The 26,495-nt window shown below is 63.6% G+C and carries 20 protein-coding genes; 17 read left to right on the top strand and 3 right to left on the bottom strand.

Annotated elements, in window-relative coordinates; all coding sequences use genetic code 11:
* Positions 1–234 precede the first annotated feature (234 nt).
* On the top strand, positions 235–2,028 hold the full coding sequence (locus tag NP503_RS30080; protein ID WP_128309167.1) for a PAS domain S-box protein: 1,794 nt from the start codon (positions 235–237) through the stop codon (positions 2,026–2,028).
* Positions 2,029–2,340: 312 nt separating this feature from the next.
* Here the strand turns inward: NP503_RS30080 and NP503_RS30085 are convergent, their stop codons facing one another.
* Positions 2,341–7,365 (bottom strand): autotransporter domain-containing protein, encoded by a 5,025-nt coding sequence (locus NP503_RS30085; protein ID WP_236383284.1) that lies wholly within the window; start codon positions 7,363–7,365, stop codon positions 2,341–2,343.
* A gap of 455 nt (positions 7,366–7,820) precedes the next feature.
* Here NP503_RS30085 and NP503_RS30090 point away from each other — a divergent pair, with 455 nt between their 5' ends.
* Positions 7,821–7,964 (top strand): hypothetical protein, encoded by a 144-nt coding sequence (locus tag NP503_RS30090; RefSeq protein ID WP_236383285.1) that lies wholly within the window; start codon positions 7,821–7,823, stop codon positions 7,962–7,964.
* 350 nt (positions 7,965–8,314) lie between these two features.
* A complete protein-coding gene (locus tag NP503_RS30095; protein WP_256755020.1) occupies positions 8,315–9,175 on the top strand; it encodes an ATP-dependent DNA ligase in 861 nt (286 codons plus the stop codon).
* A gap of 693 nt (positions 9,176–9,868) precedes the next feature.
* Here NP503_RS30095 and NP503_RS30100 read toward each other — a convergent pair.
* Complete coding sequence (locus tag NP503_RS30100) at positions 9,869–11,098, bottom strand: acetyl-CoA C-acetyltransferase (protein ID WP_306256337.1); 1,230 nt, start codon at positions 11,096–11,098, stop codon at positions 9,869–9,871.
* Positions 11,099–11,179: 81 nt separating this feature from the next.
* Between NP503_RS30100 and NP503_RS30105 the strand changes: the two genes are divergently transcribed.
* The 14 genes from NP503_RS30105 (at position 11,180) to NP503_RS30170 (ending at position 25,394) form a co-directional block, all read left to right on the top strand.
* On the top strand, positions 11,180–13,126 hold the full coding sequence (locus NP503_RS30105) for an acetoacetate--CoA ligase (protein ID WP_236383494.1): 1,947 nt from the start codon (positions 11,180–11,182) through the stop codon (positions 13,124–13,126).
* Positions 13,123–14,274: a thiolase family protein gene (locus tag NP503_RS30110; protein ID WP_127330595.1), complete on the top strand. Its 1,152-nt coding sequence runs from the start codon at positions 13,123–13,125 to the stop codon at positions 14,272–14,274. The genes NP503_RS30105 and NP503_RS30110 overlap by 4 nt, the downstream gene beginning before the upstream one ends.
* Complete coding sequence (locus NP503_RS30115) at positions 14,274–14,714, top strand: Zn-ribbon domain-containing OB-fold protein (protein WP_127330593.1); 441 nt, start codon at positions 14,274–14,276, stop codon at positions 14,712–14,714. The genes NP503_RS30110 and NP503_RS30115 overlap by 1 nt, the downstream gene beginning before the upstream one ends.
* Entirely contained in the window at positions 14,711–15,163 is a 453-nt protein-coding gene (locus tag NP503_RS30120; protein ID WP_127330591.1) for a MaoC family dehydratase, read from the top strand. The genes NP503_RS30115 and NP503_RS30120 overlap by 4 nt, the downstream gene beginning before the upstream one ends.
* Positions 15,164–15,168: 5 nt before the next feature.
* Positions 15,169–16,404, top strand: coding sequence for an MFS transporter (locus tag NP503_RS30125; RefSeq protein WP_236383495.1), 1,236 nt, complete (start codon positions 15,169–15,171; stop codon positions 16,402–16,404).
* Between the two features lie 180 nt (positions 16,405–16,584).
* The gene (locus NP503_RS30130) at positions 16,585–17,313 is read left to right on the top strand and encodes a GntR family transcriptional regulator (RefSeq protein WP_256755021.1); all 729 of its coding nucleotides are present in this window, start codon (positions 16,585–16,587) and stop codon (positions 17,311–17,313) included.
* A 197-nt stretch (positions 17,314–17,510) separates the two neighbouring features.
* Positions 17,511–18,287, top strand: a complete 777-nt coding sequence (locus NP503_RS30135) for an SDR family NAD(P)-dependent oxidoreductase (RefSeq protein ID WP_127330587.1) — start codon at positions 17,511–17,513, stop codon at positions 18,285–18,287.
* A 27-nt stretch (positions 18,288–18,314) separates the two neighbouring features.
* Positions 18,315–18,974, top strand: a complete 660-nt coding sequence (locus tag NP503_RS30140) for an L-fuculose-phosphate aldolase (RefSeq protein WP_127330585.1) — start codon at positions 18,315–18,317, stop codon at positions 18,972–18,974.
* A gap of 63 nt (positions 18,975–19,037) precedes the next feature.
* Entirely contained in the window at positions 19,038–20,039 is a 1,002-nt protein-coding gene (locus tag NP503_RS30145; protein ID WP_027035479.1) for a sugar ABC transporter substrate-binding protein, read from the top strand.
* A gap of 102 nt (positions 20,040–20,141) precedes the next feature.
* Complete coding sequence (locus NP503_RS30150; protein WP_128306845.1) at positions 20,142–21,635, top strand: sugar ABC transporter ATP-binding protein; 1,494 nt, start codon at positions 20,142–20,144, stop codon at positions 21,633–21,635.
* The gene (locus NP503_RS30155) at positions 21,632–22,663 is read left to right on the top strand and encodes an ABC transporter permease (RefSeq protein WP_127330583.1); all 1,032 of its coding nucleotides are present in this window, start codon (positions 21,632–21,634) and stop codon (positions 22,661–22,663) included. The genes NP503_RS30150 and NP503_RS30155 overlap by 4 nt, the downstream gene beginning before the upstream one ends.
* Positions 22,660–23,643, top strand: a complete 984-nt coding sequence (locus NP503_RS30160) for an ABC transporter permease (protein WP_128306846.1) — start codon at positions 22,660–22,662, stop codon at positions 23,641–23,643. Before NP503_RS30155 ends, NP503_RS30160 begins: the two co-directional genes overlap by 4 nt.
* 21 nt (positions 23,644–23,664) lie before the next feature.
* Entirely contained in the window at positions 23,665–24,630 is a 966-nt protein-coding gene (locus tag NP503_RS30165) for a carbohydrate kinase family protein (RefSeq protein ID WP_236383498.1), read from the top strand.
* Positions 24,627–25,394, top strand: coding sequence for an SDR family NAD(P)-dependent oxidoreductase (locus NP503_RS30170; RefSeq protein WP_128306848.1), 768 nt, complete (start codon positions 24,627–24,629; stop codon positions 25,392–25,394). The genes NP503_RS30165 and NP503_RS30170 overlap by 4 nt, the downstream gene beginning before the upstream one ends.
* Before the next feature lie 304 nt (positions 25,395–25,698).
* Here the strand turns inward: NP503_RS30170 and NP503_RS30175 are convergent, their stop codons facing one another.
* Positions 25,699–26,493 carry an N-acyl homoserine lactonase family protein gene (locus NP503_RS30175; RefSeq protein ID WP_128306849.1) on the bottom strand — a complete coding sequence of 265 codons (795 nt, stop codon included), beginning with the start codon at positions 26,491–26,493 and terminating at the stop codon, positions 25,699–25,701.
* Positions 26,494–26,495: the final 2 nt, after the last annotated feature.

Consider the following 26,495-nt stretch of genomic DNA (forward strand, 5'->3'; position numbering starts at 1 on the left):
CCGGCAACCCCTGCGTTAAACCAGTCGCACGGCCGGCCGAGCACAGCTATCCGGTGATCTTCTGGCCCGGGCGATCAAGGTTTCGTGGTAAGCGACCAAGGACTTGGCATGAAGTCGCGTGCGATAAGAATGGTAAGCTGGCCGGCCGTGCAACACACCCGAAAACGGCGACTTTGGAACGATACCGGCACAAGCTACGTTACAGCTGGTTGAATTGATATCGGGGCCAGAAATATGAATGAACTGCCGCAGGCGAACGTTGTCGCCTTCAAGAACCCGGAAATGTCCGGCACTGACAGTCCGAATTTTGATTATCAGGATTTTTTCGAGAACGGCGCGGTTGCTCTCCATCTGGTGAGCGAGGATGGCATCATTCTGCACGCCAACACAGCTGAGCTCGACCTCCTCGGTTATCCCGCAGAAGACTATGTCGGCCGGCACATCGCCGACTTCTACCCCGACCGGCCGGTCATCGAGGACATTCTGGAACGCCTCACCAAGGGCGAAAAGATCGCGAGATATCCGGCGCGTCTGAGAGCCCGCGACGGAGCCATCAAGCATGTCGAAATCACCTCGAGCGGCCATTTTCGTGACGGCAAGCTAATCAACACCAGATGCTTCACAGTCGATGTGACCGACTTGGAGCGAGCCCGCACCGAACTGAGGCATCAAGACAATACTTATCACCAGATCCTCGACGCCCTTCCGGTCGCCATCTACACAACTGACCAAGACGGTACGATAACCTATTATAATCGCGCTGCCGCCGAGCTGGCAGGACGGGAGCCTAACGTCGGCAAGGACAAATGGTGCGTGACGTTCAAGCTGTTCACTGCCGATGGCAAGGAACTGCCCCACGACGAGTGCCCAATGGCGATCGCTCTCAACGAAAACCGGCCGGTCCGCAACCAGGAGGCCGTGGCGCAGCGACCGGACGGATCTTTTTTCCCGTTCCTGCCCTATCCCACGCCGCTGCGGGATGAGCACGGCACCCTGATAGGTGCCGTGAACATGCTATTGGACCTGACGGACCGCCAACGTGCCGAAGAGGCCAAGCAGCATCTGTCAGCGATTGTGGAATCCTCGTTCGACGCTATTGTCAGCAAGGATCTCAACACCATCATCAAGAGCTGGAACCAGGGCGCCGAACGGCTGTTCGGCTATACCGCTGACGAAGCGATCGGTCAGTCGGTGACGATGCTGATTCCGGATAACCACCAGGACGAGGAACCTCGTATCCTCGAACGCATTCGGCGTGGCGAACGCGTCGAACCGTTCGAAACCACACGGCAGCGCAGGGATGGCAGCCTGGTTCCGGTTTCGCTGGCGATATCGCCCGTGCGTAACGCAGCCGGGCAAATCGTCGGCGCGTCGAAGATTGCCCGGGACATCACGTTGGCGAGGGAAAGCGAGCAACGCATCCACATGCTGATGCGCGAGGTCAATCACCGGGTGAAAAACCAGTATTCAGTCATCCTGTCGATGATCCGTGAGACCAACAAGCGATCGGAGACGCCAAAGCAATTTGAATACCAGGTGCGCGAGCGCATCATGGCGCTGTCGCGCTCCCACGACCTGCTGGTTGCGGCGGACTGGAAGGGCGCCACGATCAGTGACCTTTTGGCGGCGCAAGCCCAGCCATTCCCACGGGGAGACGTTATCGCCATGTCGGGCCCATTGTTGGTCCTCAATGCCAATGCGGTGCAGTATCTCGGGATCGCTTTCCATGAACTGGCTACCAACTCGGCCAAATATGGCGTCCTCTCAGCGGATAAGGGCCAGATCTCAGTCATATGGACCATTACCGGGTCCGGTGCTTCGAGGCTCCTCCATCTCACCTGGGCTGAAACCGATGGGCCGGAAGTTCAGAGCATCGGACAGGGCGGCTTTGGAACCGTGGTATTGAAGCGGGTGGCACCTGCGGCAGTGGGGGGACAGGGAAAGCTGGAGCACGGCCCGCATGGGGTCACCTGGAGCTTGGAAGCCCCGTTGACCGCCGTGGAGCCGGCCGTTGCAAACAGGGGCTAGCCGTCAACGTTTCGACCTCGGCCGCCTTTGCCTTCATCTGTGGCGCCCTGGTCGGGCGGTCACCAGTAGATTCGCTTGCTGCGACCTTTATCGAGGCGGGAAACCCCAGTGTTGCCGCCCTGACCTTCAAATCGGTCATGTCGTCCCATGCCTGAGGCGACTTGTCACAAAAAGCCGGCGTCACTTCCGATGTTAGATCAGTCACCTGAGCTCGTTGTCATGGGCCGCGGGCTGACGGTCAGCTTCTTGCTTACTAGAAAGTGACCTGTTATCGCAGGCAGGCGAATGGATCTCTGCCTCGCCTTAGGTCCCTCAAAACTTGACCATCAGATTTGCATCGAAGCCGTTTTGCTTCATGGCCGATGCGAACTGGCCCTGATAGGCGAAGCCAAGCTTCGCATAGGGGCTGAGTGCGACGTCGATGCCGGCCTCGATCAACGCTGCATTCCTTGCGATCGGGGCGCCGGCGATGGCAAACGTGTCGGAGCCAGCGAAGGCGAAGGTGGAGATCGGTGTAACGTCGCCAAATGCATGGCGCCAGGCAAGTGTACCGCGCGCCGTGACAGTGGTGCCGCCGAGATCGAAGTTGCTGGATGCCCTAAGGCCGAGGGTGGTGAACGTCACATCGGTGTTGGTGCTGGACGCCGTCAGGGCCGCGGCACCGCCTGTCTCGCTGAAGCCGTCGGTGTGGAGTGTCACGTAAGAAAGTCCGGCGAATGGTTCGAAACCGAACTGCCCGGCCTTCAGGTCATAGGCGATCTCAGCAAAGGCCTGTGCGGTGGCGGCATCATAATCGGCGCTCAGACTGTTATCCAAGCCGGCGAAGGCGACGTGGCGGCCCATTGAGATGTCGTGCCAGGTGTAGGCCGCGCCGGCGCGAAGGCCAAAAGCGCCCCATTGGCCACCGCCATAGAGGCCGAGATGCCAGTTCTGGCTGTCGCCCGAGGACGCGCGATCATCGACATTGAAGCTCGAATGGCTGAAGCCGGCGATGACGCCTGCCCGCCAGTTATCGCCGAAGGCGCTGTCGATGCCGGTGAGGAAACCGCCGGTGGAAGACGAGATCGGCGCAGCATTGCCATCGCCGTCATTGTCGCGCCATGAGCCGAAGGCGGTTGCCCAGGCGGCGGCGCGATCCGTGGTGGCCGGCAACAGCATGCCATGGATGGCTTCATTGGATTTGCTGCCTCCCTGCGGCACCTCGCCATAGGCGATGACAGGCGCATCGCTGGCCGCGACCGTGCCGAAGGCCGAACGGATGCGCGCATTGACGGCCTCGGCAACGTGCTGGCTATCCTCCACCAGGACGCCATTGGCACTGGGATATCCATCGCCCGACAACTGGTCGAAGATCTGGCGTACCGTTTCGTCGTCATTGGCTAGAACAACGACGGCCTGGTAGAGCGCGCTCAGCGATCCGAGCGTCTCGAGCACGCCGGCCGTGCTCTTCTGGTTGAATGTCTGGGCAAAGTCGGTGAAGGCAACGTTGTTGCGATTTAGGGTCAGATTCACGTCGTCGCCATCATAGGCCAGGAACGGATCAAGGAAGGCAAAGTCCGAAGTCACGCTGTCGAACTGACCCGAAACGCCACCGTCGGCCGTGAGGATCGTATAGGTCGAAGACGGCTTGTAGCCGCCGTCGACACCAATATGGGCAACAGAGCCGCCGCCGATGGTCGCCGCGCCGGTTACGTGAACCAGATCGCTGGAACTGCTGGCCGGATCGACCTCGACCTGCAAGCTGGCGCCAGCGTTGAAGACGAGATCCCCGTCAAGCGTTAGTGTGCCGATAGAGGCGCCTGGCGCCAGTGTGCCGCCACTTTGAACAGTCACCACGCTGCCAGCCCCGGAGCCGACCGTCCCGTGGCCGCCAAGCACGGCACCATTCGTCACATCAAGGTTGCCGCCGAGCCTTGCCCCGGAATGTACGTCGTCCGATCCGATGAGGAGGGTGCCGCCGGCCACGGAAGTGGTGCCGGTGAAGCCGGAACCGTCGCCATCATAGGAAAATGTCGCACCCGTCTTGATGAACGTGCCGGTGCCCGAAAGGATGCCGCCATAGCTGCCATCCTGGTCCTGGACAATCGTCAAGGCCTTGGTGCCCAGTTGGACAGTGCCGCCGGAGCCGCTAAGATTGTGGATCGTCATGTCGAGAGCGCCAATACCACTGATGTCGAATACGCCGGCATCGATCTGCAGCGAACCCGGTCCGATCGAGCCCGCTCCCGAGAGCGCAAGCGTGCCGGCCTCGATGGTAGTGCCGCCCGAATAGATGTTGGTTCCGGAAAGCACCAGCGTGCCCGCGCCGGTCTTGCGCAATCCATCGGTGCCCGCGATCACATTGGAGATGGTCGACACATAACCGTTGCTTGCGGCGCTGCCATCGCCGACGCGCACTTCGACCGGCGCCGGATGATCGGCGTCTGCCACCAGCGTCAGCGTGTCGCCGGTGAGCACGTAGCCGCCCGACGCGAACTGCATGCCGGTCGTCTGGACTGCGCCGGCGCTGCCGTCCACCGTTACGGTGCCTGCCTCGCCGCCGAAGACGGCGAAACCGGGCTGCGGCTGCATGGCCGCCGTGAGCGCACCCGTCGCATCGGTCCAATTCGGCGCCATGTTCGACCAACTGCCAGCGCCGCCGCCCATGTGGGTGGCGTCGGCCTGGCCGTTGGCGTTCCAAAGGTTCAGCGTCAGGCCGGTGGTGTTGATGAGATTGATCTGCTTGTCGGCCGTCAGCATTTGGATCGACAGCGTCGATGCGGGCGGAACGGCGCCCAGAGTGAGTCCGCCGTTGCTCTCGGTGAGTGTGCCCGTGTAGTCGACGATACGGTAAAGACCGGGGCCGAAGCCGCCAGCATTGGCGACATCGAGCACGGCTCCGTTGAGCGTCACGTTTCCGTTGACCATGACGCTATCCGCCTGACCGGTCGTAAAATCCGCGCCCGGTGCTGCCGCCTCGTAGGCCAGATGACTGCCCTGCTGCAAGGTCATGTCGCCGTTCACCGTCAGCGTGCCGATCGAGGTGCCCGGTGCGATCGTGCCACCCGAAACGACTGTCGTCGTGCCCACCGTGCCCGAGCCGCCGAGCGTGCCGCCCGTCAGGACGTCGATCGAGGAACTCGAATCGCCAAGCGTGCCGTTTACCAGCAGTTTGCCGCCCGAAATCGTCGTTGTCCCGGTGAAGCCGGAACTGTTTCCGGTCAGGATCGTCGTGCCGGCGACCTGGCCGATGGCCCCCGCACCGGTGATCGCCGGAGAGAACGTGTGGCCCGTCCCGGTATGGTTGAAGGTGAGAGTCCCCACGCCCGCGCCGAAGCGAACCTCAGCAGCCTGCAGCGTGCCTGGCGCAACGGCCGACTGCCCAGCGGCCGCGCCGATGTTGAGGGTGCCAGTCGAGCTACTCTGAACGGCGATATGGGCAATGCCTGCCCCATTGCCGGTGCTCACTGCGCCACCATCCGCGACGGTCAGCGTGCCAGTGCCCCCATAACCGACATAGAACGTGCCGCTGTTCTTCCAGGTGGAGCCGGCGCCCGTTACAATGGCCGTGCCGCTCGAGGTCACTCCGATAGCCCCTGTAGCATCGCTGACCAGGCCACCGTTCGCGACGGTCAGCGTGCCGGTGGCGAAATCGCCGACATAAAGGTCGCCGCTGTTGGTCCAGGTGGAGTTCGCGCCCGTTACCGTGGCCGTGCCCGTGGAACCCGGCTGAAATCCGAGGCGGCCGACCGTGTTGGTGACGGCGCCGCCATCCTCGACGTTCAGCGTCCCGTTGCCGGAACGACCGATAAGAAGCTCGCTGCTGTTCGCCCAGGTGGAGCCAGCGCCCGTCACAGTCACCGTGCCGGTGGAGCCAGCGAGGTATCCGATGTAGCCGACCGTGTTGGTCACGGCGCCGCCGTGCTCGACGTTGAGCGTACCATCACCGCTACTGCCTATGTAGAGTACGCCGCTATTCGACCATGTGGAGCCGGTACCCGTCACAGTCGCCGTGCCGGTGGAACCTGCGTTAAATCCGATGTAGGCAACCGTGTTGGTGACGGCGCCGCCATCCTCGACGTTGAGCGTGCCGGTGCCGGAACGGCCGACATAAAGTTCGCTGCTGTTCGTCCAGGCGGAGTCCGCGCCCGTCACCGTCGCCGTGCCGGTGGAGCCAGCGTCGTATCCGATGTAGCCGACCGCGTTGGTGACGGCGCCGCCCTCCTCGACGTCGAGCGTGCCGGTGCCGGAACGGCCGACATAAAGGTCGCCGCTGTTCGTCCAGCTGGAGTCCGCGCCCGTCACCGTCGCCGTCGCCGTGCCGGTAGAGCTTGCGAAAACCCCGATGTAGCCGTCCGTGTTGCTGACAGCGCCGCCGGCCTCCACGTTCAGCGTCGCGGTGCCGGAACTGCCGACATAAAGTGCACCGCTGTTCGTCCAGGTGGAGTCCGCGCCCGTCACCGTCGCCGTCGCCGTGCCGGTGAAGCTTGCGAAAGTACCGATATAGCCATTCGTGTTGCTGACAGCGCCGCCGTCCTCGACGCTCAGCGTCGCGCCGCCGTTAAAGCCGACATAAAGTTCGCCGCTGTTCGTCCAGGTGGAGCCGGTGCCCGTCACCGTCGCCGTGCCGGAGAAGTCCGAGCCATTGCCGATAAAGCCCTGCTTGTTGGTTACGGCACCACCGGCCGCGACGTTCAGCGTGCCGTTGACAGTAAGATCGAGGCTGCTCGTCCAGGTGGAGCCGGCGCCCGTCACCGTCGCCGTGCCGGAGTCGATGGAGCCCGCCGTGTTGGTGACCACACCGCCGGCCGCGATGGTCAGTGTGCCGGCGCCACCGGCATAGCCGATAAAGAGCCAGCCGCTGTTCGTCCAGGTGGAGCCCGCGCCGGTTACCGTCACCGTGCCGGTAGAACCCGAGTGATATCCGATGTAGCCGTTAAAGTCGGTGACCTTGCCTCCGTCCTCGACGTTCAGCGTGCCGTTGCCGAAAAGGCCGACAGTGAGCTCGCCGCTGTTTGTCCAGGTGGAGCCGGTGCCCGTCACAGTCGCCGTGCCGATGGAGCCAGGGTCACGACCGACAAAGCCGAATGTGCTGGCGACCGTGCCGCCGGCTTCGATGTCCAGCGTGCCGGTGCCGGATTTGCCGACAAACAGCTGGCCCCCTACGTTCCAATTGGGCGATGCGGCGGGGGTCGGATCCACGTCGCCGGAGATCGACACGGATTGGGCCGAAGCGGGAATGCCTGTCGCCAGCGTTGCGAGACTGGTCGCGACCGCCGTGGAAGCCAGAAGCATCCGGATCCGCCTGGTCGATGCCAGGCCGCCCAACAGGGTGACCTTCCTGGAACCGTATTCCATTTCACCCCACCCCTAAATTAGCTACAACTTACACGTTCGCATGGCCAACACAACCCAGGCCACAGGGCACAACATGGCTCAATTTAGCGGCGGGGAGGTGTCGCGATCCAGCTTGCCAAGCACCTCGGCGCAACCGTTGCGACTACGGCGAGCGCCGATTTGGTCAAAAGTCCGCGCGAGGCCGACATCGGACCCGAATTTGCCAACGGACCGATCCGTTGCCCAAGCTGATTCTGCTCTGCCGAAGGCTTGCAATGCTGTCTCTTGAGGCTGAAAGGCAGCGACAAGGTCTCTTTCTAAGGCCAAAGGCGCATGAGTGCGCTCACCGCATCAGGTATCGAGAAAGCCTATGGCACGGTCCGAGTTATTCATGGCGTGTCAGTCGACATGAGGTCAGGTGAATTCGTCATCCTGGTCGGCCCGTCGACGTTGCGCCGAAGTCGCGCGACCTCGCCATGGTGTTCCCGAACCATGAGCTCTACCCGCACATGCCAGCGCGCGAGACCGTGGTCTTCGCGCTGACGTTGAAGAAGACCGACAAAAGCGAGATCGGCGAAGTGGTGCTTGGCCACATTCGAGTGGCTTTAACACGATGCTAATCTAGGTGGCGGCGCTCGACGCCGAATCCTGCCGGACCGCTCGATGTTTTGGGCCACCATCTTTTCCGAGCGCTCAATCGCGAGTTCGTCCCGTTTGAGGCGCTGCTTGACACTTGCGACTTCGGCCGCCATCGCGATTCGGCTTTTCGTGATGTTTGTCATGAGATTGAAACACCGGGAGGGCGGAATCGTTCCTTGACGCCGGCCAGGTGGCGCTCCAGCGATTGCAGCCGCTGGATCAAGATGACGCTCCTCAATGTGCTCCGGAGCTGCCCAAGCGTCTGGTGCGTTCCTTTGCAACCACTTTAGCTTAATCTAATTTAAACTCGGTCAGTCCGAGTTTGCGTATGTTGAAGTTCATCCGGCCGATGTTCCCCACGCTTGTCGAGGTGCCGCCGACAGGGGACAACTGGATTCACGAAATCAAATATGACGGCTATCGTACCCAGGTGATTGTTGAGGACGGCAAGGCCAGAGCGATCACGCGAAGGGGCTACGACTGGTCATCGACGTACAAGACGATTGTCGAGGCGGCGGCAACCATTCCGAAGTCGGCAATCATCGACGGCGAGGCAATCGTCCTTAACGAGAAAGGCGTGTCGGATTTCCATTCGCTGCGGTCGGCGATGCGATGGGCGCCGGATCGGATCATCTTCGTTGCCTTCGATCTGCTGCACCATGACGGCATCGATCTGCGTCGCGAACCGTTGCTGGCACGTCGGGAAAAGCTGCTCGAACTCGTCGGCACCGCTAAAGGCGTGATCCAGTACAGCCACCATGTGCATGGCGGCGGGGCTGACTTTTATGCCGCGGTTGATCGGATTGGCCTAGAGGGCATGGTGTCGAAGCGGGAAGAGAGCAGCTATCGGTCAGGCGACACCGAAGCCTGGGTGAAAACGAAATGCTGTGAGGAAGTCGACTTTGAAGTTGCAGGCGTGCAGCGAACGCCCGGTTCGGCTCCACTCGCCTTGATGGCAACCCGCGATGCGGAACGCCGCTACGCCGGCTCGGCAAACATCGCCCTGACCAAAGCCATGCGGGAACGCCTCTATGCCAAGGTGCAAGAGGGGAAAGGCTCGCCACCGAGGGGCGCCGACAAGCCCGATGCCGAATGGATCAAACCTGGCCTTGTCGGACGCGTGAAGACCCTTAAGCGCGAAAATAAACTACGCCACGCCACGCTGCGGGCGATCCGGGAGGCAAAGGCATGACGCATCGCCCACGATGCACATCTCGGGATGGCGTGAGGGGCGCTGATGGCAAGCGCAGGCGCTTTGCTCGACACAACACGGCCGCCCGTCAGGCGATGTATCTTAGTGCCAGCGGGGTAGTTGGAGCGTTAGCATGCCTGGTCATCGGGCAAGTTTCCGTTCACTTGAACCCGGCGGGTGCTCCCGCAATAGCGGGTTGGCGATGCATATTCTCGCCATCGTGATTGTGTTCGCTGTGCGCGAACCGTTCCGTTTGCCATCTTGCAGCACTTCTCGCCCGCTCGCCAAGATGATTGCCGTTGGCTGCGTCCTCGTTCTCGCAGCCGCTCTTTATGTCATCGCGCTGGCAGACTTCCCCCACAGGGTTGATGGAGATGCAGCGGCGCAGGCGAACAACGCTATGGAATTTTTGGGCGCTTCGCCGCCACCCATTGTGGGTGTGGGCTGGTTTGGCCGCGCGAATCTCTACTACTTCCTTGACTCGATAGCATTAGCCATGTTCGGCCCCACGCTGTTCGGCATGCGCATTTTCGGTGCAATCGGAGGTATCCTCGCGGTTCTTTTTACCTTTCTATTTGCGCGATCAGTGATTGGCTTCCGCTACGCAATCCTCGCGCCGGGTCGAAATCTTGGAGGTGGCGTGGCCAGGCCATTGTGCACCGCTTTCACACGACAGCTGCTTAGAGTCTCGGATCACCGCTCCAGGCAGATCGCCACGCCTTGGCCGCCGCCGATGCAAAGTGAGGCCAGGCCTTTGCGGGCCTTGCGCCTCGTCATCTCGTGGAGCAGCGTCACTACGATGCGGCAGCCGGACCCGGCCAACGGATGGCCGAGCGCGATGGCGCCGCCGTTGATGTTGATGATCTCCTCGTTCCAGCCCATCTCGCGATTGACCGCGATGGCCTGTGCGGCGAAGGCTTCGTTGATCTCCATGGCGTCGAGGTCGGCCGCCTGCCAGCCGGCCTTCTGCAGCGCAAGGCGTGAGGCAGCGACTGGTCCCAGCCCCATATCCATCGGCTCGACCCCCGCTGAAGCATAGGACGCAACTCGGGCGAGGGGCGTTAGCCCGAGTTCGTTCATCCGTGTCTCCGACATAACCAACACGGCGGCAGCACCATCGTTGAGCCCGGAGGCGTTGCCGGCGGTGATTGTCCCCGCCGGATCGAAGACCGGCTTCAGCCGGCCAAGTCCTTCGAGGGTGGTCGAGGGGTTTGGATGCTCGTCACGGTCGATGACGACATCACCCTGCCTTGTCTTTACCGAGACAGGGACAATCTCATCGTCGAACCTTCCCGAGCGGATAGCGGCGTCGGCCTTCTCCTGCGAACGCAACGCGAAACGGTCCTGCTCATCGCGCGTGATCTGGCAACGCTGCGCCAGGGACTCGACCGTGACGCCCATATGGACCTGATGGAAGGCGTCCCACAGCCCGTCGGTGATCATCGAATCCTTGACGATCTGGTCGCCCATGCGCACGCCGCCGCGAATGCCTGGAATAAAATGCGGCGCGGACGTCATCGAGTCCTGGCCGCCGGCGATGATGCAATCGGCGTCGCCGCAGCGAATGGCCTGCGCGGCAAGATGGATCGATTTCTGGCCAGCGCCGCACACCTTGTTGATCGTCATCGCGGGTACGCTGACCGGCAGGCCGGCCCTGAGCGATGCCTGTCTTGCCGGGTTCTGCCCGGCGCCGCCGGTCAGCACCTGGCCCATGATCACCTCGCCGACGGCATCAGGCGCAAGCCCGGTTTCGGCCAGCATCGCTTGAATCAGCTGCCCACCCAGTTCCGCGGCGGAGAGGCCGGCGAGCGCGCCGTTGAGCTTGCCGATCGGCGTGCGTTTGGCGGCGACGATGTACACTGCATCCGGCAATTTCCTGTCCTCCATTGGTGCGGCACAAAGGGCGTGTTCGCCGCTTGACATTCTGGTTATAACCAATAATCTGAAAGTGACTTGCAGACAAGATGACGGCTTCGCGCCGGCCTGCATTCCGGGAGGAAATTCATGTCATCCGTGCTTTGGACGCCGGCACCGGCGGCGTTCCAATTCTCGAATCTTGCGCGCTTCGCGACAGCCAACGGCTTCAGCCCGCACGACTACGAGACGATGCATCGCTGGTCGATCAGTGACCTTGGCGCGTTCTGGCGGGCGGTGTGGGACTTTGCCGGCGTGACCGGCGATCCGGGCACGCGATCTTTCCTGCGCGACGACCAGGCGCCGATGACGCGGAGCCAATTCTTTCCCGACGCATCGCTTAATCTCGCGGAGAATCTGTTGCGGGGCGACGATGATCGGGTCGCGGTCATCGAGGCCGACGAGAGCGACCATTTCCGCACCGTCACCCTCTGTGAGTTGCGCGGGCGCGTCGCCAGGATAGCGCATGGCCTGCGCGCGGCCGGCGTGGCGAGGGGCGACAGCGTCGGTGGTATCCTGCCCAATCGTGTCGAAGGTCTCGTGGCGCTTCTGGCGACGCTTTCGGTCGGCGCCGTCTGGTCGTCTTGCTCGCCGGATTTCGGCGCTGCGGCGATCGTCGACCGCCTCGGCCAGATCGGCGTGAAGGTGTTGTTTGCAACACCGCGCTACCGCTATGCGGGCAAGAAGCACGACATCTCCGATCGGTTGGCCGAGATCGTTGCGGCGATGCCGACGGTGACCACGCTGGTGCTGACCGACGAGCCGCGCGCAGAGGCGGACTGCGCGGCGACCTGTCTCGCCTTCGACGATTTCGGCAGCGACGGTGCGCTGGAGTTCGAACGCGTGCCCTTCGATCATCCGGCCTATGTGCTCTACACCTCGGGCACCACGGGCGCGCCAAAGGCGATCGTCCATCGCACCGGGGGCGTGCTGCTCCAACATCTGAAGGAGCATCTGCTGCATGGCGAGGTCCGCCCCGGCGACGTGATGAGCTGGTACACCAACACGGCCTGGATGATGTACCATTGGTTGATCTCGGGCCTCGCCTGCGGCGCGGCTGTTGTGCTCTATGACGGCGCGCCGATCCTGAAGACCGCTGATGGCCTCGACGCCAGCCCGCTGTGGACAATGGCGGAGCGCGCACGCGTCACCCATTTCGGCACCAGCCCGAAATATCTGGCGACACTTGCCGCCGAAGGCTACGCGCCTGGGCGCTTGCACGACCTGTCATCGCTGCGCTCGCTGCTTTCGGCCGGCGCGCCGGTCTCTCCCGGCCAGTTCGACTGGGTCTACGAGAATGTGAAGCACGACATGATCTTCGCCTCGATCTCGGGCGGCACCGAGATCATCGGCTGTTTCCTGCTCGGTTCGCCGCTCCACGCCGTTCGCCGTGGCGAACTGACGGTGAAGGGGCTTGGCCTTGCGGTGGCGGTGATGGACGAGCGTAACGCGCCGGTCATCGGCCGGCAGGGCGATCTCGTCTGCACCGAACCGTTCCCGTCCATGCCGCTGACCTTCTGGGGCAAGGACGGCGACGCGCGCTACCACGCCACCTATTTCGCCGCACGCCGGGAAATCTGGACGCATGGCGATGTCGCCGAGATGAGCCTGCATGGCTCGGGGATCATCCATGGCCGCTCGGACACGACGTTGAAGCCCGGCGGCGTGCGCATCGGCACGGCCGAAATCTACGCCGCCTGCGAAACCTTTGCCGAGATCGAGGATTGCCTGGTATTCGGCGCGCCGGTCGAAGGCGATGAGGAGATCGTGCTTTGCGTCAAGCTCAGCGACGGTTTTGAGCTGACGCCTGAGTTCGCTGGGCAGATCCGCCGCGCCATTCGTGCGGGCGCATCGCCGCGCCACGTGCCGCACCGCATCCATGCGGTGCAGGCCGTGCCCTACACGCTCAACGGCAAGAGGGTGGAAGGGGCCGCCCGCACCACACTCGAGGGCAAGCCGGTGAAGAATATGGCTTCGCTCGCCAATCCCGCATGCCTCGAGGAATACCGCGCGCTCGACCGGAGCAAGGCGGCATGATCCGGGCCAAGGGAGCGATCGTCGGCATCGGCGAATTGAAACCGCAACGCCTGACCAGCGGCGTGGCGACGCTGGAGATGATCGCCGAGGTCTCCCGTCTGGCCGTGCTCGATGCCGGGCTGGAGCCGGCGGCGATCGATGGGCTGCTGGTCGGGCCGCAGGTCGGCGAGACGCCGCAGCATGTTCCGGCGACCGTCGCTGAGTATCTCGGGCTGGCGCCGGCCATGGCCAATGTCGTCGACCTCGGCGGCGCTTCGGGTGCCGGCATGGTCTGGCGCGCAGCGGCGGCGATCGAGGCCGGCATGTGCGAGACAGTGCTGTGCGTCCTCGCCAACAACCGCGAAGAGGTTGCACCGCGATCGCCCAACCGCAATCCGATCCGCGAGTTCGACGTGCCGTTCGGCGCTTCGGGCGCCAATATCTCCTACGCGCTGCTGATGCAGGCGCATATGGCGGCGCATGGCTCGACCGCCAGGGATTTCGCGCTGATTGCCGCGGCGGCACGGGCCAACGCACAGCTCAACCCAGACGCGATCTTCTTCGGCAAGCCGGCGGATGTGGAGATGGTGCTGGCCTCGCCGATGATCTCTTCGCCGCTGCATCTCTATGAAATCGTCATGCCAGTCGCCGGCGGCGAGGCAGTTGTCGTCACCTCGGCCGAGCGCGCGCGTTCGCTGCGCAAGCGTCCCGTGCATTTGCTGGGGGCCGGCGAGAAGGTCACGCATCGCGCGGTCAGCCAGGCGCCCTGCCTCACCTCCGGTCCGCTGAAGAGCGCCATGGCGCGGGCCTTCGCGCAGTCCGGCACCAGGGCCGATGACATGGATCTCCTGTCGCTCTACGACTGCTACACGATCATGGTCGCCACGACGATCGAGGACGCCGGTCTCTGTGCGCCGGGCCAGTTTGGCGCGTGGCTGCGCGACCACGATCTTTCGCACCAAGGCGACAAGCCGCTCAACACGCATGGCGGCCAGCTCGGCTTCGGCCAGCCCGACCTTGCCGGCGGCATGACGCATGTCGTCGAGGCGGTGCGTCAACTGCGCGGCGAGGCGGGCGAACGCCAGATCGGCAAGGCCGAGCTCGCGCTGGTCACCGGCAATGGCGCGACGATGAGCGAGGCGACCGCGCTCGTGCTGGGAGCCGCCTGATGTCCGTCGATCTCAGTGCACTCAAGACCCCCGGTCCGACGATCACCACGCTGACCCAGCCGTTCTGGGACGCGGCGGCGCAAGGGCAGCTTAAAATCCAGCACTGCGAGGACTGCGGCAAGGCCGTGTTCTATCCGCGCCCGATGTGCCCGCATTGCTGGGGCAAGCGCCTGGTCTGGAAAGAGGCGTCGGGCAAGGGCCGACTGAAATCCTTTTCGCAAGTGGGCAAGCCGGGCCATCCCGGCTGGCTGCCGGCCGCTCCCTATGTGGTCGGGCTGGTCGAATTGGCCGAAGGCCCGACCATGCTGAGCTTCATCCTGACCGGCGCGCAGCCACCACACGTCGGAGACGCGCTGCTGCTCGCACCGACAGCCATCGGCGGTCGCGTCCTGCCAGCCTTCAAATCAGTGGAAACCGCAACAGAGGAGAAGCCGCAATGAGCACCGAGACGAAAGATGGCTGGGTAGGTGTGGTCAAGGGTCGTCCGGAAGTCGGCGCCTTGGCCGAGCGCACGCGCCGCACGCGCGCCAGCGATATCGAGGCCTTCACCGACATCACCGGCGACCGCAATCCGCTGCACTATGACCGCGCGCTGGCCGAGAAATCGGTGTTCGGCAAATTGATCGTCCAGGGCGGCGTCACCTCAGGCATCCTCAATGCGCTGGTCGCCGAAGACCTGCCTGGACCAGGGACCGTGTTCCTTGAAGTCGCCTGGAAGTTCGTCAAGGCCGTAGGCGTTGACGAGGAGATCACCGGACGCGTCGAGGTCAAAGAGGTGCGCCCTGACAAGCCGATCTGCAAGATCGAGACATCAGTGCGCAACGGCCAGGGCGAGCTTTGTCTCACCGGCACGGCCACGGTGTTCACCGTTCCGCTGCTAGGCGCGTGAGTGCGGTGGACGACAGCCGTCCTGGCATGGCGGCCGACAGCGAACGCTGGCGCGTGCTGTCGCTGCTTTGCCTGGCTGTCGTTCTGTCGCTGACCACCTGGTTTTCGGCGACCGCCATCCTGCCCGAGCTGAAGCAGGAACTGGCTATCGGTTCTGGCGCCGAGGCGTGGCTGACCAACGGCGTCCAGGTCGGCTTCGTGATCGGCGCGCTGGCGGCGAGCCTGGTCAACCTTCCCGACCTGGTGCGGCTCAGCCGCCTTATGGCCGCCGCAGCTTTTGTTGCCGCGCTCGCCAATGCCAGCCTGCTGTTTCATCCCGACCCGGGCGGTGCCATCGCCGCGCGCATCGTCACCGGCGCAGCACTTGCCGGGGTCTATCCGCCGGCGTTGAAGCTGGTCGCAACCTGGTTCACGCGCGACAGGGGGCTGGCGCTCGGCGCGGTCATTGGCGCGCTGACCATTGGCTCGGCACTGCCGCATCTCTTTCGCGCCGCATCGAGCGCGCTCGACTGGCGGCCGGTGGTTGCGGCCGCCAGTCTGGCGACGGCCATCGGCGCGCTGCTGTTCCTGCAGTTCGCCAGGGAAGGGCCTTATCCCTTCGGCAAGGCGGTGTTCGAGCCGTCGCGCATCGGCCAGGTGTTTCGCGAAAAGCCGCTGCTGCTCGCCAATCTCGGCTATCTCGGACACATGTGGGAACTCTATGCCATGTGGGCGTGGCTGCTTGCCTATACGCGTGCCGCCTTCGAGGCGCAGGCCGTTGGGACGACGGCAGCCGCGTCGCTATCGACCTTCTTCATCATTGCGTCCGGAATTCTCGGCTGCCTGCTCGGAGGCTATCTGTCGGACCGGATCGGCCGAACGGCGACCACAGCCGGCATGATGATCGTCTCGGGAAGCTGCGCACTGCTCATGGGCTTCCTGTTCACCGGGCCGCTCTGGCTGTTCATGCTGGTTGCCATCGTCTGGGGCATTTCGGTGGTCGGCGATTCCGCGCAGTTTTCAGCTGCCGTCACCGAGCTTGCCGACCGCCGCTTCGTCGGCACGGCGCTGTCGGTGCAGCTCGGCGCCGGCTTCGCGCTGACGGTGCTGGCCATCTGGTTGACGCCGCGCTTCGCCGACCTTGTCGGCGGCTGGCGCTGGGCCTTCCTGCTGCTGGTTCCCGGGCCGCTTCTTGGAGCCGTGGCCATGCTGTGGTTGCGAAACTTGCCGGAGAGCGTGAATATGGCTGGCGGGCTCCGTTAGGGAGGACGCTGCCGCTTCTTGAGTCGCGGCAAATCATTTTGCGGCGGGACCGAAATGGAACAAACGACCAGAATGCGTGGGCGTCCTCGCTACGACTAGGAAGATGCCGGAGCGGCCGAGGCGTTCCGCTCGATCGGCTCCAAGGTCGAGCTCAACCGCGACGAGGCGGCACCGCTGTGGGTGCAATTGCGCAACCAGGTCGAGGAAGCCATCAACACCGGTCTGCTGGCGGCCAATTCGCGCATCCCTTCCGAGCAGGCGCTGTGCGACTTCTTCGGCGTCTCGCGTCCGGTCGTGCGTGCCGCGATCGGCTCGCTGTCCAGCGAAGGCCGCATCATCAAGATGCCGCGCAAGGGCATGTTCGTCGCCGCACCGCGCGAGCATGTCGACTTCATGACCGCCAATCTCGGCGTGTTCGACGACCTGACGGCGAAGGGCCACAAGGTCTCGACGCGCACGCTCGAAATCTACCGGTGCCCGCCGAGCGAGAAAGAGTCCAAAGTCTTCGGCATTCCCGCCAATGGCAGCGTGGTCCGCATCAGCCGCGTCTACATGACCGACGGCGCGCCGATCACCATGACACGCATCAGCCTGCCGGGGCACAGGGTGCCGGGGCTCGAAAACATCCTTTCGGAAAACCAGTCGATTTTCGGCACCATCCGCGCGGTGTTCGGCCTGACGGTGAAGCGCGCCGACCGTTGGCTGCGCGCGGCATTGCCCACCAAGGAAGAGGCCGAGGAGATGGGCGTCGCCGCCAACACACCGCTGATCGAAATCGAGTCGATCGCCTATGATGCCGACGGTGCGGCGCTCGAATATTACGAGGCCTTCTACAACTCTTCCGTCGCCCGCATCCACATGGCGGTCGAGCAGCCGTCGGCGACAGTGAACGGCGTCGATCGCACCTGAATATGATCCGTCAAAACATTCTGTTTTCTGGTTATAACCAGATTGACGAACCCGGGAAGCTTCTGTAACGTCCTTGCCATGGGTCGGGAGGAGCCTGACCCCTAACGCATTATCAGGATCGATCGGCTTGCGACGCCACGTTGGTGTCGAGGGGAAGGTTTTGCCCGCGTTCAAGCCTCGCCTGATGGAGGATTAGCATGGACTACCGGTCGCAATTCGACCTGACGGGCGAGGTTGCCGTCGTCACCGGCGGTGCCAGCGGCATCGGTCTGGAGGCCGCCAAGGCGCTCGGCACCTGCGGCGCGCGCATCGTCCTGCTCGACATGAATATGCAAGGCCTGGATGCAGCCGCCGAGGCGCTTAAGGGGGCCGGTGTCGCAAGCGTCGATGGCCGCGTGCTCGACGTCACCGATCCACGTGCCGTCGAGGCGATAGCCGCCCGGATCGTCAGCGATTTCGGCCAGGTCGACATACTGGTCAACAGCGCCGGCATCGCCCGCCTCAACACCGCGCTCGACACATCCGACGAGGAATGGCGCCAGGTGATGGATGTCAACGTCAACGGCGTCTACTGGGCCTCGCGTGCCTTCGGCCGCTCCATGGTCGCCCGCAAGAAGGGCTCGATCGTCAATCTCGGCTCGATGTCGGGCCTGATCATCAACCGTCCGCAGACCGCGCCCTCCTACATGGTGAGCAAGGGCGCCGTGCACATGATGACCAAGGCGCTTGCCGTCGAATGGGCAAAATCAGGTGTGCGCGTCAACGCGCTCGCGCCAGGTTATGTCGGGACGGAGATGACGCTGAAAATGCGCGAGCGCCCCGAACTCTTCAACACCTGGATCGACATGACGCCGATGGGCCGGCTCGGCGAGCCGCACGAGATCGCTTCGGCGATCCTGTTTCTCGCCTCGCCGGCGTCGAGCTACGTCACCGGCGCGATCCTGTCGATCGATGGCGGCTACACGGCCTGGTGACGGGCCGAGCAAGGATTGGAATATCGCATGATCGTTTCGGACCTAGAGGCACGCCAGGCAATCATCGACGCCTGCCTCGAGATGAATGCGCTGGGCATCAATCAGGGTACGTCAGGCAATGTCAGCCGGCGCCATGGCGAAGGCATGCTGATCTCGCCGACCAGCACGCCTTACGAGACACTGGTGCCCGAGGACATCGTCTTCATGGCCTGGGACGGCGAGGTCGACGGGCGCCTGCCGCCCTCGAGCGAATGGCGCTTCCATCTCGACATCATGAAGGCGCGGCCCGAGGTCAACGCGGTCGTCCACGCGCATCCGACCTACTGCACGACCATCGCCATCATGGGCCGGAAGATACCGGCGATCCACTACATGGTCGCGGTCGCCGGCGGCAGCGACATTCGCTGTGCGCCCTACGCCACCTTCGGCACGGCGGAGCTCTCGGCGCATGCGGTGGAGGCGCTGCGCGACCGCAAGGCCTGCCTGCTTGCACAGCACGGCATGATTTCGGTCGGCTCCAGCCTCAGCCAGGCGATGTGGCTGGCGGTCGAGGTGGAAACGCTGGCGCGCCAGTATCACGGCGCCCTTCAGATCGGCGAGCCGCCGATCCTGTCCGAGGAAGAGATCGAAAACGTCATCAGCCGCATGGCCAGCTACGGCCTGCGCGACAAGGAGGCTGCTGCCTGAGCGGCGGTCATCTGACAGAATCCTCCGGGAAGGTCCGGAGCGATCAACAAGGGAGGAAATGAAATGACCGGATCAATGAAAGGCCTCGTCAAAGCGCTCGCTTTGGGGTTGGCGGCGGCTTGCAGCCTGGCTGCCATCTCGAGCGTGAGTGCCGAGGAACTGTCGCTGAAGGGCAAGCGCATCGGCGTTTCCGCCATCGGCACGGACCATTACTGGGACCTGATGGCGTTTCGCGGCATCCAGGACCGCGTGAAGGAGCTCGGCGGCGAAGTCATCGCGCTCGATGCCGGCCGCAAGGACCAGCAGCAAATCGCGCAGCTGCAGACGCTGATCGCGCAGAAGCCCGACGCCATCATCGAGCAGCTCGGCAACCTCGAAGTGCTGAACCCGTGGCTGCAGAAGATCCGCGACGCCGGCATCCCGCTGTTCACCGTCGACACCGCGACGCCGCACGCGATCAACAACACCACGTCCAACAACTACAATATCGGCGCCGAGATCGCTCTGCAGATGGTCGCCGACATGGGCGGCAAGGGCAATGTGCTGGTCTTCAACGGCTTCTACAGCGTGCCGGTCTGCAAGATCCGCTACGACCAGCTGAAATATGTGCTGACCTCGTTCCCCGATGTGAAGATCGTCGAGCCGGAACTGCGCGACGTCATCCCGAACACCGTGCAGAGCGCCTATTCCAACGTCACCGACATGCTGACCAAGTCGCCCGAGAAGGGCTCGATCGGCGCGGTCTGGGCCTGCTGGGACGTGCCGCAGATCGGCGCCACGCAGGCGGTCGAAGCCGCCGGCCGCAACGAGGTCAAGACCTACGGCATCGACGGCAGCCCGGAAGTCATCAAGATGGTGATGGATCCGAAGTCGTCCGCCGGTGCCGTGGCAGCGCAGCAGCCCTATGAAATCGGCAAGACATCGGTCGACAATGCCGCCAGATATCTTGCCGGCCAGAAGGTCGCGCCCTTCACCTTCGTGCCCGCGGTGCTGATCAACAAGGAAAATGCCGCCGAAAAGGGAAAACCGTTCCTCGACGCGGCCGAGAAGGCTGGCGTTAAATAGGCTGAGCGAAACGGCGGGCGGGCATCCAGCGAAATGGCTGCCCGCCACCATCAACCAGGGTTGACGGCCATGCAGACAGCAAAGCGTGAAATTGCTGTATCGATGAGCAATATATCGAAGCGGTTCGGTCCGGTGCGAGCGCTGGAGAACGCGAACCTCGAGATCGTGCGCGGTTCGATCCTCGGCCTTGTCGGCCAGAACGGCGCCGGCAAGTCGACGATCATCAAGGTGCTGGCCGGTATCATCAAACCGGACAGCGGAACTATTGTCATCAATGGCGAGACCGTTACCGCCCTTTCGCCGGCATCGGTCGAAAAACTCGGCGTGCATTTCATCCATCAGGACAGGCTGCTGGTGCCGACCGCAACCGTCGGCGAGGCGGTGTTCCTCGGCCACGAAATCGGCTTCGGCCCCTTCGTCAGCCGCCGCGCCATGGAGCGCAAGGCAGCCGATCTGTTGCAGCGGTTCTTCGGCATGGAATTGCCGGCGGGAACCCTGGTCAAGGACCTGACGACGGCACAGCAGAAAGTGGTGCAGATCACGCGGGCGCTGGCGCAGAAAGCCTCGGTGCTGGTGCTCGACGAACCGACGGCGGCCCTGGTCAAGCGCGAGGTGGACAGTCTGTTCGACGTGCTGCGGCGGCTGCGCGACGACGGCATCGCGGTGGTCTTCATTTCCCACTACATGCAGGAAATCGAGAAGCTCTGCGACCGCGTCACCGTGATGCGCAATGGCACCGACGTCGGCATGGTCGACCCGCGCGAGACATCGATCGACGAGATCATCTCGATGATGATCGCCCGCGATGTCGGCGAGATGTTTCCCAAGCGTTCCGTCGTCTTGGGCGCGCCGGTGCTCGAAGTCGCCAATCTGCGTCTCGGCGGCGGTTTCGAAAACATCGGCTTCAACATTCGCGCCGGCGAGATCGTCGGCCTCACCGGCCTGCTCGGATCCGGCGCCAAGGAAATCGTGCAGTGCCTGTTCGGCCTCAAGACCGCCGAGGGCGGCTCGATCAAGGTCGAGGGGAAGGCGCTGTCGCTGTCGACGCCGGTCAAGGCGGTGCGCAGCGGCATCGCCATGCTGCCCGAGGATCGCCGCGCCCATGGCGTGGCGCTCGGCCTGTCGGTGCGCGAGAATGTTTCGCTGGCCAGCCTGCGCCGCTATTCGAGAAACGGTCTGGTCAGCCGCGGCAACGAGAACCAGGCGGTCGATGGGCTGATCAAGGAGCTGTCGATCAAGACGCCGCATCGCGATGCGCTGGTGCGCGAACTCTCCGGGGGCAACCAGCAGAAGGTGGCGATCGCCAAGTGGCTCAGCTGTCAGTCGCGGGTCTATGTGCTGGACGAGCCGACGGTGGCCGTCGATGTCGGCGCCAAGGTCGAGATTTACAATCTGTTGAACCGGCTGGCGGGCGAGGGTGCGGCGATCCTACTTCTATCGTCCGACCTGCTCGAGCTGGTCGGCGTCTGCGACCGCGCGCTGGTCGTCTATCGCGGCCGGCTTGCCGGCACCTTCTCCGGCCCGTCAATGAACAGCGACGCGCTGCTCGCGGCCTCGTCAGGCGCCCGCTCGAATGCTGATGGGTTGGCGGCATGAGCGCGACAACTCTCCACACCGAGGCCGGCGCGTCCGACGAAACCCGCGCCACCGGCAAAAGTGCTGGCCGGCGCTTCGCCACCATCGTCGTGCGTCTCGGCGCGATTGCCGCCTTTGCTGCGATCATGGCCTATTTCGTCGTCTTCGCGCCGGGCTTCACCTCGACCTTCAACCTCATCAACGTGGTCGAGCAGTCGGCGATCCTGGGCGTACTCGCCTATGGCATGACGACCGTCATCATCGGCGGCGGCTCCGATGTCACCGAAGGCGGTATCGACCTGTCGATCGCCGCCAATATGGGGCTGTGCGCCGCCGTCTACGCGACGCTGTTGTCGATGGGCTATGGCGACTTCCTGTCGGTCCTCGCGGCCATCGCCGTCGGCATGGCCGTCGGGGCGCTGAACGCCCTTGCCGTGGTCGGTCTCGGCATCCTGCCGCTGCTGGCGACGCTTGCCGTGCTCAACGTCGCCGCCGGCATGGAACTCACGCTCACCCAGAACACTGTCGTCGGCGCATCCTCCCCGCTGCTCGGCTTCCTGGTCTCTGGGAGCTTCCTCGGCATCTCGGCGCTCGCCTGGGCGCTGATCGTGTTCTCCGCGATCATCATCGCTATCATCCATGTCACGGCGTTCGGGCTGCGGCTCTACGCGGTCGGCGGGCACCCCGAGGCTGCACGAGCGGCCGGTCTCAGCGTGCCGTTCTACGTGTCCTTCACCTATGTGCTGAGCGGCTTCTGCGCGGCGGTGGCGAGCATACTCACCGTTTCGCGGCTCTCGGCCAGCACGCCCGGCTCCGGCGAACTGCTTTTGTCGGTGCTGGCGGCCGCCCTGCTCGGCACTGTCTTCTCCCGCCGCTTCGTGCCGACCATGGGCGGCACGCTGCTCAGCGTGTTGTTCATCGGCCTGCTCGCCAACGGCTTCCAACTGCTCAACGTTTCAAGTTACTGGGTAAACGGCGTGCAGGGCGCGCTGATCCTGCTGGTGGTGGCCATCACATCCTTTGCCCGCGGCTCGGAGGGTTCACGATGAGCAACTCGGCCAATGACCGCGCCAAGATGGGCCTGCGCGCCTTCCTTGCCAAATACAGCATGCTCGTCGCTTTCGCGGCGATCGTCGTCTTCTTCGCGGTGGCGAGCCCGACCTTCCTGACGCCGGCGAACCTCTTCAACGTGCTGGTCAACAATGTCGTCATGCTGGCGATCGTGGCGCTCGGGCTCACCATTGTCATCTCGTCCGGCGGCATCGATCTGTCCATCGGCGTGTCCGTCGACATGGCAAGCATGGTCTTCGTCATGCTGCTCGCCGCCGGCTATGGCGGGATGGTCGGCGTGGGCGGCGGGCTGGGTGCCGCGCTGGTCGTCGGCATCCTCAACGCAATTCTCATCACCAGGCTCAACATCAGCCCGTTCCTGGCGACGCTTGGCGTGCTGTTCATCGGCCAGAGCACGCAGCAGCTTGCCACCAGCGGCGGCCAGCCGATCTACCTCACCAGCGGCTATGCCGGCGACCAGTTCAACGCCATCGCCCGCACCGCTCTGTTCGGCGTGCCGACACCGGTGATCGTGCTGATCTTATCAGCCATCGCGGTCCACGTGCTGCTGCACCGCTCCGTTTTCGGCCGCTATGTGCAGGCGATGGGCGCGCAGCCCGGCGTCGCCTGGTATTCCGGCATCCGCGTGCCGCGCGAATTGTCGATGGTGCATGTGCTTTGTGCGCTGCTGGCGGGCGTGACCGGCATCCTGCTGTCAGCGACGGTGAAGTCCTACGTGCCCCTGTCGGGCAACGCCTTCCTGCTCGACGCCATCGGCGCCACCTTCATAGGCACGACGCTCAGCCGCGAGCGCAAGCCCTCGGTGGTCGGAACGCTGCTCGGCGTGCTGTTGCTTGCCATCGTCAAGAACGGGCTGCTGCTCGTCGGCTGGAATTTTTACTGGCAGCAGGTCGGCATCGGCGTGCTGGTCTTCCTGGTGCTGGCCGTGAGCTTCGGCCTGCGCCGCGCCACCCATTGAGTTCGAAAGGTCAAGTCAGCCATGCCACAATTCGACATCAGCTCGATCGGCTTCTATGTCCTCGACATTCTGGGACGCCCGGTTTCGCGCATCCCCGAAGGTGGCCGCGCCGACTATATCGAGGAGATCCGCATGACCGTCGCCGGCACGGCCGGCGCGACCGGCATGGACTGCGCCATCCTTGGCCTGAAGACGCGGGCCGTCACCACGCTCGGCACCGACGACATGGGCGACTGGTTCCTCGCCAAGCTCAAGAAATATGGCCTCGAGTGCGGCCTGGTACGCCGCGACGGCAGCCTCCAGACGTCCTCCACCATCCTGCCGGTGCGGCCGAATGGCGAGCGGCCGGCATTGCATGTGCCGGGCACCGCCACTTTGTTCGAGGTCGCCGATGCCGATCTTGATGCCGCACTCGACGCCACCGTCGTCCATGTCGGCGGCACCGGCCTGCTGAAGCGCTTCGACGGCGAGCCCACCGTCAGGCTGCTGAGGCGGGCCAAGGAGCTTGGCCGCGTCACCACCTTCGATCTCATCCAGGCGACGCCGGAAACGTGGCGGCTGGTCGAACCGTGCCTGCCCTATATCGACTATTTCGTGCCGAGCATCGACGAGGCCGGCGAGATGGCGCATGACCGAGATCCGGCCCGCGTCGCAGCCTTCTTCAAGGCCAGGGGCGTGAGGAACTGCATCCTCACGCTTGGCGCCGACGGTGTCCATGTCTCGCCCGAGCATGGCGAGGATTTTCATCTGCCGGCCTTCGAGGTCGAGGTCTTCGACACCACGGGCTGCGGCGACTCCTTCACCGCGGGCATCATCGTCGGCATCGTCAAGGGTTGGGACCTCAGGCAGTCCGCACGCTTTGCCAGCGCCGTCGCCGCCAAGGTGGCGATGGGGCTCGGTTCCGACGGCAAACTCGTTTCATTCGACGACACGATCGCGGCGATGAACTCGCTCCCGGTCAAGACATCAAAGGTAGAAGCAGCATGACCATCCTTCCTGAAGCCAAGGGCAAGACGGCCCTCGTCACTGGCGCCAGCCGCGGTATCGGCAGAGCACTGGCCAAGGGGCTCGCCGAGGCGGGCTTTGATGTCGCCATCACCGACCTGCCATCGCAGGCAGCGGAGCTTGCCGTCACCAAAAGCGAGATCGAGGCGGCTGGCCGCAAAGCCTATGTCTACACGATGGATGTCAGCAAGAAGCGCGAGATCGAGGCGACGGCGCAGGCTCTGCTTGCAGCAGCCGGCAGCATCGATGTGCTGGTCAACAATGCCGGCATCCTCAAACCAAGCCTGCTCCAGGATCTCGATGAGGCCAACTGGGACGCGCATTTCGATGTCAACGCCAAGGGCGTGCTGATGATGTGCCAGGCCGTGCTGCCGCATATGCGCGCCAGGAAATCGGGCCGGGTGATCAACATCGCCTCCATCGCCGGCCGCCAGGGCGTGCCGACGCAGGGCCACTACGCGGCGACGAAATCGGTGGTGATCACGCTGACCCGTGTGCTGGCGCAGGAAGTCGGCATGGACGGTGTCACCGTCAACGCCATCTGCCCCGGCATCATCCTGACCGAGATGGGCAAGAACAACCTCGGCAGCGAGGCGGCCATCCACCATTGGGAAGACGTCGCGGCGCTGAAGCGTCTCGGCGCGCCAGAGGATGTCGTCGGGCCGGTACTGTTCTTCGCTTCGGACCTGTCGGCGTTCGTCACCGGACAATCGCTCAATGTCGACGGTGGCATTTACTACCACTGATCCTCGCAGGGCTGGCCTACGTGGTCGCCATGCCGGCCCTGGCGTGACGCGAACGAGACTATGTTGATGTAAGGTCGGTTTTCTGCCCAGATCATCCTGGAAGCTGCCAGTCCGCTCCACGGCCCAAAGGCGTCGGACCGCAATGCGCCTCATTGCAGCCGTTCCGCTGATCCGCGCCATCCTCCAAAAGCGGACGTCGATTGTTTCAATGCACGGACAAGTGTGGAAACTTGTTCATACGAGATCTCTTGGTTGTCCAAAATCTGTGGGATGTGCCGCAGAGACCTCTTGCCACGGCAACGCGTCAGCCTTTGGGTCGGTTTAACGCAACAATGTCCTCGACATCCTGACGGGTGCGCGCGAAGCGCTTTAGCACTAGCGGGTCGTGTCCAGGAACAATGTGAGCAGGCGAACTGGCGAGTTGTTTCATACGCTCGACCCCGAAGACTACATCGCTTAGCCGGTCGAAGACGGGAAAGGGCTTTTCGCGTTCCATATTGGCGTAGAAATGGGCTGCGTCGGACGCGATCACGACCGCGCCATTGTCGGTTTCCACCCGCACGACCTGCAATCCACGCGAGTGGCCGCCAACCTTGTGGAGCGTTATGCCGGGCGCGATCTGCGACTCCGGGTCATGAAAGCAGATCTTCCCCGCATACAGTCGCCGCACCATGGTGGTGACGTCTTCGGCCTCGAAGGGATGACGCATCGCATGGTGGCACATGCAGCGGCCGGTCGCGAATTCCATTTCGGCGTCCTGAAGGTGGAAGGTCGCGTTCGGGAACAGGTGATGGTTCCCGCAATGGTCGTAATGCATGTGGGAGATGATGACGTCGCTGACATCCGCATGATTGATGCCGATTGCCGCCAGGCCGTCATCGACGGGTCTGACGACGCTGCGGCCCCGTCTGTCGCCGGTCGGCTTGTCGAAGCCGGTGTCGACGATGAAAGTGCGCTTCTCCCCGACGATCGCCCAGACGAAGTAGTCAAGTGGCATAGGAACATCATGCGTGTCGCCGCCCAGGAAATTCTCGCCTGAGCGGCGCTCGAAATGGCCGTAGCGAACGGCATGAATTTCGTAGCGTCCGGGGTCACCCATCA

The sequence above is a fragment of the Mesorhizobium sp. SEMIA396 genome (assembly GCF_024518615.1).
Lineage (GTDB): Bacteria > Pseudomonadota > Alphaproteobacteria > Rhizobiales > Rhizobiaceae > Mesorhizobium.